Raw genomic sequence first — 5,004 nt, 5'->3', positions numbered from 1 at the left:
GGTGGGGGCGCCCCCGGGGTGCCGCCCCCCCCGGGCGGTCAACCCGGCCGCCGGGCCCCACGCGCACCACACGCCCCGCACCCCCCCCCCACCCCCCCCGCCCCCCGCGCGGCGGGGCGCGGGGCACGGAGCTGGGATCAGTGTGTGCCCCGGGCCGCCGGGTTGCCCTGATGGGTGAAGGCGGCCCAGAAGTGGATGTGGTCGAGGTCGGTGCGGGTGGCCTCGCCGCGGAGTTCACCGCGGAGGGTGGGCGGGGGCTCGCGGCGCGGGTCGAGCATCCAGAGCTGGGCGGCAGGCAGGGCGTCCACCGGGGCGAGGCCATGTGTGGTGAGGAAGTCGTGGAAGACGGCCATCATCAGGGCCGTCGGGGCGTCGTTCACGGCCCATCGCGAGCCGATGACATCGGCCGCGCCACGGGCGACCAGGGCGGTGGACAGGGTCAGGGCCTCGTCGTGGTCGCGGGTGCTCAGATCCGTCTCGCAGGCGCTGAGCACCACCAACGGGCCTGCCCCGCCCGGCTGTTCGGTGGCAGCGCCGTCCAGGATGCGGGCCACGGTCAGGCGTCCGGCCTCCTCGGGACCGCTGGGCGGGGCGGCGAGCCAGAGTGCCGAGCGGGTGGGGTCAGGACCGGCCAGGGCGTGGCAGCAGATGTGCAGAACGGCCACCGGTGAGCCGCCACCGGGCAGGGCGGCGAGGATGTCCTCGGGTGTCCCCGGCGCGTCGCTGACGTCGGCGGTGGGGAACTCACCGTAGCGGAGGCCGTCCGGGTAGCAGGCCGTGTGCAGCGCCTCCGCCTCGATCTCGGCCCATACGAGGCTGAGTTCGGGGTCGGCGACCAGGACCTGCCCGGCGGTGGGGGGCAGCCGGTCCCGGGGCGCGGCCCGCAGGAACTCGGCGCCGGAGGGGGCGTAGCTGAGCACCGCTTCCTCGCAGGCGTACCGGTGCTCGCGCCCGTTGGTCCCGTACGGGGTGCGGGCCGCGTGCCAGGCGACCGCGCCGAGTGGCCCGCACGGCACCAGCACGATCCTGGGCGGCTTGTGGAGCGGGCCCACGGCGGCCAGGACGGGGCCCATCGCGGCGGGCCAGGCCCAGTCGCACAGTTCGCGCAACGCCGCTTCCCACTGCCCGTCCCCCTCCGTCCGACGGCCCGGTTCGGCCGCGGTGTCGGCTGCCCCGGTTCGCCGGGCGGTGACGTCGAGGTAGCGCTCCAGTGGCGGGCTGCCGGGGGTCAGCAGCGGCAGCTTCAGGACGGCGGGCCGCGCGCTGTCGGTGTCGGGGCGGAGGACCAGGGCGAAGCCGGGCATGCCGGGGCGCTGCCCGGGGACGAGATAGACGAGCGCGTCGGTGCCGGAGGCGGTGAGACCGGCCCTCAGGGCCGGCAGGTCAGGGGGGCCGAGCAGCCGCCAGGCGTCCGCGCCGCTGCCCGCGCCCAGCGCCTCCAGCGCCCTGCGTCGCAGGGTGCCCGGGATCCGCTGCCCGGTGGCCTGGCCCGGCGGCGCGGCCGTGGCATCGGGCTGGGGCGCGTCCGTGGCATCGGACCGGGGCGCGTCCGTGGCGACCTCGGCGCGCCACTGCCGGGCCAGGTCCGGGTGCCCCCGGGCGTCGAGGAGTTCGGGAATGCCACGGGACGCGGCGGCGGCCCGCAGCACCAGGGCCCGGCCCAGTTCCAGCGCGTTCACCGCGTCGTCCGGACGGTCGCACACGGTGGTCCAGTAGGCCAGCCACAGCGCCTGTGCCGACCCGAAGCGGGCCACGGACAGGCCGTGCTCGGAGCCGAGTTGGAGCAGGACGTCGGCAGACACCCTGACCAGCGCCTCGCCTCGGGCGGCCAGGGCGGCCTCGCGGTCCGCGGTGGCGCGCGGACCGCCGCGGTCGCGGCGCAGCCAGTGGGCCTCGGACAGCTGCGTCAGGGCGTCGGCGGTGTGCGGCAGGCCCTCGCCCCGGGCGATCAGCTCACGGACCCGGGACAGCTCGGTGATGCACAGGTCGAGCAGATCCGGGTCGTCGAGGTGGCGGGCGGTGTGCAGCAGGGCCCGGCCGAGCTGGTACCGCGACCGGAGTTCCTGGTGGGGGGAGGGCTGCGGTCCCTCGAGGATCCGGTGGACCTCCGCGATGGCCTCGGCGGCGGCGTCCCGGCTGGGCTCGATCATGATCAGCTGGATCAGCGCGGAGGCGCGTACGGCCGGGAAGTACGGCGCGAGCATGGGGGCGAGCCCCCGCGGGTCGGTCTCCACCACCTCTCTCAGATACCCGGCCGCGGCGCGGAATCCGGCCGGATCCTGGGTACGGGCGGCCTGTTCCTGATGGGCCTCGGCCAGGACGCCGGCGAGGGCGAAGCGGTTCTCCTGGTCGGGCGGCAGGATCGCGTACAGGCCGGTCAGCTCCTCGACCAGGCGGGGCAGCACGGTGGGGTCGCCGCTGCGGCGGGCCAGGGCCAGCTCGTGCTGGGCGGCGAACACCACCGAGGTCAGCGTGTTCAGGGACGGCAGTGAGCCCTCGTCCTCGTATACGGCGCGCAGCTCCCTGGCCATGGTCAGCGCGGCGTCGGCGGCCTGGAGGCTGCCCCCGAGCACCGCCACCTCATGGAGCCGCCCGGCCATGCCGGCGGCCAGGGAACGGCGGGCGGTCGCGGCCCTCTCGCCGTCCCCGGACAATGTGTCGATCATCTCCCGGAGCCGGGTGGCGCTGGTCTCCAGGTGTGTCAGATCGCCGGTCTGGGACACCCGTACGGCATCGACCAGAGTGGCCAGCCGCTTCTCCAGACCGACATACCCCGGGCGGCTGGGACGGTCGTCGGGATCCGGCCCCGGCTCCGCCATGGCCTCGTCCAGCTCGTCGAAGTCCATGGTGCCGGGCACCAGGAGGTTGGCCCACACCAGCAGGGCGGCGTGCAGCCTGGCGATGCGGGGCCGTTCGGGCGTGGGACGTTCGGGCGTGGGCGCTGGCAGCTCCCGCAGGGCCCGCCGGGCGACGTCCGCGCCACGCCGCACGTCCTGGGCCAGCGCCCGGGGGTCGCCCTCGCCCGAGCCGAGCCCGGTCAGCAGCTCGCGCAGCGGGGCGAGGCCCGGCCGGTCCAGGCCCAGGGCCGCCACTTCCGCGTGGGCCTCCTCGGGGGAGTTCGTGGGATGGTCCACGGCCCGGTACAGCCACACCACGAGCTCCGTGAACCGCGGTATGTCGTCCGTGGCCCAGCGCAGCACGCCCTGGACGGCGGCGGCCAGCGGTTCGCCCATGTGGCCACCGCCACCGTCATCGCCACCGCCATGGCGTCGTTCCTCGTCCACCCCGCACTCCTCCCCCGTGCCCTGTCCCCCGTGCCCGAACCGCGCCCTCACGCCTCCGGCAGCACCCCCGGCCGGAACTTCTCCACGCCGGCCACGCGGTGGACATGGTGCGGCTCGATGTAGACCGCCACCCGCACCTCGCCGGGGGCCAGCCAGGGGAATGTCTCCGTGCCCAGATACTTCCGCGCGAGACGGTCCATCACCCGTACGGCCTGATCGCCCTCGACGAAGCGGACGGCGCTGCCCCGGATCTCCACCCGGTGATACGGGTCCTCGGTGTCCATACAGCACAGCGACACGCGGGGATCACGCCGGAGGTTCTCCTCCTTGACCCGGCCCGCCGAGGTGTTGATCACCACCAGGCCGTCCTCCAGATCGGCCCACATCGGCGTCAACTGCGGCGAACCGTCCGGGTTCAGCGTGGCCACCTGCCAGAACCGGGGTTCCCGAAGCCAAGTGTGGGTGATGTCGTCCAGCGTGGCAGCCATGCGGTCTCGCTCCTCTTTCGTGGGCCAAACCGTCAACGCATACCCTGACCACCGGGGTTCCGAACACCCGGGGTCGGGGAACCGCTGCCGCACACCACCGGCACTCCGTATGCTCACAGGCATGATCGATGTGCCGCTCTCCGCGCTGGAAGTCGCCATGGTCCAAGCTGGTACGCGAGCCGTGGACACGCTGCGTGACACCACCGCCTTCGCCCAGCGCCTCGACTCCCTCGGCTACCGCCGACTCTGGTACGCCGAGCACCACCACTCCCCCGCCATCGGCGCGTTCCCACCCGTGGTCCTGACCGCCCACGCGGCCGCGTCGACCTCGGCCATCCGCCTGGGCTCCGGAGGCGTACTGGCTCCCCACCACGCCCCCATCATGCTGGCGGAGCAGTTCGGCACCCTCGCCGCGCTGCACCCCGACCGGATCGACCTGGGCATCGGCCGCGGTCCCGGCACCTTCGACGAGGCCACGGCCCGGGCGCTGCGGCGTGGCGCCGGTCCGACGACGGAGGACGAGTACCGGGACGATGTGGCGGCGACGCTGCGGTTCCTGGTCGAGGAGGTCGCGCTCGGCACGCTCCCGGAGCCGTGGCTGCTGGCCTCCAGCGCCGCCGGTGCGGCGCTCGCCGCGCGGCTCGGCCTGCCCATGGCCTTCGCCCATCACATCCGCCCCGACAACACCCTCGCCGCGCTCGACCACTACCGTGCGCATTTCTCCCCCTCCCCGTGGTGCGAAAGCCCCCGGGTGCTGGTGTGCGTGGAAACCATCTGCGCCGAGACCGAGGACGAGGCCAAGTGGCTGGCGGGCCCGATGAACGTCGTCAAGGCCGGGCTCCTCAAGGGCCACAGCGAGACCCCGTTCCCCTCGCCCGAAGAGGCGTCGGCGCATCCGTTCACCGCGGAGGAGCGGGCGGGGGTCGCGGCGTTCGGGGCCCATCAGGCGTACGGCACGCCCGAGACCGTCCTGCGGCGGCTGACGGAGGTGGCGAAGGCGACCGGCGCGGAGGAGCTGATGCTGGTCACACCGGTCTACTCGCTGGCCGCGCGCCTGCGCAGTTACGAACTCGTCAAACAGCACGCCGCCACGCCGTAGGCGACGCCGCCGCGGCGCTGTTCGGACAAGCTCACGGTAGGGGGGGGGGGGGCCGCGGGGGGCGTGCCCCCCCCCGGGCCCCGTGGTCCCCGGGGGGGGGGGGGGGGGGGGGGGCGGCGCGGGCCCGGCTACG

3 protein-coding genes are annotated in these 5,004 nt (G+C 74.8%); 1 reads left to right on the top strand and 2 read right to left on the bottom strand.

Annotation, left to right across the window (positions count from 1 at the left end; genetic code table 11):
* Positions 1-137: 137 nt before the first annotated feature.
* Entirely contained in the window at positions 138-3,284 is a 3,147-nt protein-coding gene (locus tag ACFXB5_RS14400; RefSeq protein WP_385206912.1) for a CHAT domain-containing protein, read from the bottom strand.
* A 47-nt stretch (positions 3,285-3,331) separates the two neighbouring features.
* Positions 3,332-3,772: a PPOX class F420-dependent oxidoreductase gene (locus ACFXB5_RS14395; RefSeq protein WP_385206909.1), complete on the bottom strand. Its 441-nt coding sequence runs from the start codon at positions 3,770-3,772 to the stop codon at positions 3,332-3,334.
* A 121-nt stretch (positions 3,773-3,893) separates the two neighbouring features.
* On the opposite strand from ACFXB5_RS14395, the gene ACFXB5_RS14390 reads away from it, so the two are divergent.
* On the top strand, positions 3,894-4,871 hold the full coding sequence (locus ACFXB5_RS14390) for an MsnO8 family LLM class oxidoreductase (RefSeq protein WP_385206905.1): 978 nt from the start codon (positions 3,894-3,896) through the stop codon (positions 4,869-4,871).
* The last annotated feature ends 133 nt before the right edge of the window (positions 4,872-5,004 follow it).

This window comes from Streptomyces sp. NPDC059455 (assembly GCF_042750115.1).
Taxonomy (GTDB): domain Bacteria; phylum Actinomycetota; class Actinomycetes; order Streptomycetales; family Streptomycetaceae; genus Streptomyces; species Streptomyces endocoffeicus.
The sequence above is the reverse complement of the archived record's forward strand: the minus strand, read 5'-3'. Positions and strand labels throughout refer to the sequence as shown.

Bases quoted from the DNA above. Each gene is read 5' to 3' on its own strand.
- ACFXB5_RS14395 (WP_385206909.1), bottom strand. From the start codon at position 3,772: ATGGCTGCCACGCTGGACGACATCACCCACACTTGGCTTCGGGAACCC.
- ACFXB5_RS14390 (WP_385206905.1), top strand. From the start codon at position 3,894: ATGATCGATGTGCCGCTCTCCGCGCTGGAAGTCGCCATGGTCCAAGCT.